Origin of the sequence: Streptomyces sp. NPDC006510, from assembly GCF_040611955.1 — a bacterium.
In the GTDB taxonomy this organism is placed as follows: Bacteria; Actinomycetota; Actinomycetes; order Streptomycetales; family Streptomycetaceae; genus Streptomyces.
Map to the genome: position 1 here is coordinate 1 of NZ_JBEXPH010000460.1, position 1,423 is coordinate 1,423.

General features: G+C 70.8%; 2 protein-coding genes. One reads left to right on the forward strand and one right to left on the reverse strand.

The features are described 5' to 3' along the window. Window positions 1-117 precede the first annotated feature (117 nt). Window positions 118-645 (forward strand): hypothetical protein, encoded by a 528-nt coding sequence (locus tag ABZY11_RS44505; protein ID WP_356484620.1) that lies wholly within the window; start codon window positions 118-120, stop codon window positions 643-645. Here ABZY11_RS44505 and ABZY11_RS44510 read toward each other — a convergent pair. After that, window positions 593-1,423: IS5 family transposase (locus ABZY11_RS44510; RefSeq protein ID WP_356484621.1), on the reverse strand; the 831-nt coding region annotated here is incomplete at its 5' end. The genes ABZY11_RS44505 and ABZY11_RS44510 overlap by 53 nt on opposite strands.

Consider the following 1,423-nt stretch of genomic DNA (forward strand, 5'->3'; position numbering starts at 1 on the left):
AGAAGCCGTATCTCAACCGAACGTGATCGCTTGATTTCTGCTGGTCAGGCATCGTGCAGCTCTGAATGGGGGAGGGATCCGGCGTCTTGATTCCGCTCCATGAGCAAGGGGTGCGCGATGGCGTCGGTTCTGGGAATGCTGGAGGAGCGGGAGACAGCGGCCCGTGTGCGGGTGGAAGGGCTTCGGGAGGAAGTCGCCCGGTTGGCTGCGGTGTTGGAGGCCGCCGAGATCGAGCTGGACCGGCGGGTGATCGCGCGGGAGGAGCTGGTCGATGCCCTGGCCGTGTCCGCCGCCGGGACGACTGCCGTTACCGAGGCGGAGCAGGAAATCGTGCCCTCGCCCGCGCCGGTGCCGGGGTCGATCGTGCCGCCTTGGCGCGAAGGCTTGCCGGTGACGGTGCTGGCGCCGGACTACCAGCGGATCCTGGGCGTGCTCGATGAGCGGCAGCCGGCGGGCCAGGGACCGCTCAAGGCCAGGGAGATCGCGGTGGGGCTGGGCCTTCAGACGACGTCGGCGAAGGTCGAGGGGGTGCGCTCGAAGGCCAGACGCCTGGCGGAGCGCGGGTGGCTCGTGCAGGAGGCGTCGGGGGCCTTCAGCGCCGGCCGGCGGCCTGTGGCCGTGCCAGGCGACGGCTCATCCGCGTGACCATCGACCACCGGATCATCGCCTCGCTGCTGGTCGGCAGCGTCTCGTAGTCCCGGGCCAGTCGGCGCGAATGCATCAGCCACGCGAACGTGCGCTCTGCCACCCAGCGCCTGGGCAGCACCACGAATCCCGTCATGTCGTCGGTGCGCCTGACGATCTCCAAGGTCAGGGCGAGTTTGTCCCGGCACCAGTCGACGAGGCCGCCGGTGTAGCCGCCGTCGGCCCAGACCAGGCAGATGTCACGGTGCAGGCGGCGCAGCCGGGTCAGCAGGCCCGTCGCAGCATCCCGGTCGCCGATGTTCGCGGCAGTCACCGCGACGACCAGGAGCAGGCCGAGGCAGTCGGTCACGATGTGCCGCTTGCGGCCGCCCACCTTCTTCCCGCCGTCGTAACCGCGTGAGACGGACGGCACCGAGGCCGCGGCCTTCACCGACTGCGCATCGATGATCCCGGCCGTCGGCTCCGCCTCACAGCCCTCCCGCTCACGCACCCGTCCGCGCAGCCGATCGTGGAACTCCGTGATCAGCCCGTGCTCGCGCCAGCGGCGGAAGAAGGCGTAGACCCGGCCCCAGTCGGGGAAGTCCGCGGGCATCGCCCGCCAGGAGATCCCGCCCGCGACCAGGTAGCGGATCGCGTCCAGCAGCTGGCGGTGGCAGTAGCCCTCGGGCTGCCCGCCCCGGCCCTTCAGCCAGGCCGGCACCGGCAGCAAAGGCCGGACGGCCGCCCATTCCCCGTCCGTCATGTCGGAGGGATACCGGCGTTCCCGGTCCGGATGATC

Excerpts from the sequence above, each read along its gene's own strand:
- ABZY11_RS44505 (WP_356484620.1), top strand. The coding sequence starts at position 118 with ATGGCGTCGGTTCTGGGAATGCTGGAGGAGCGGGAGACAGCGGCCCGT.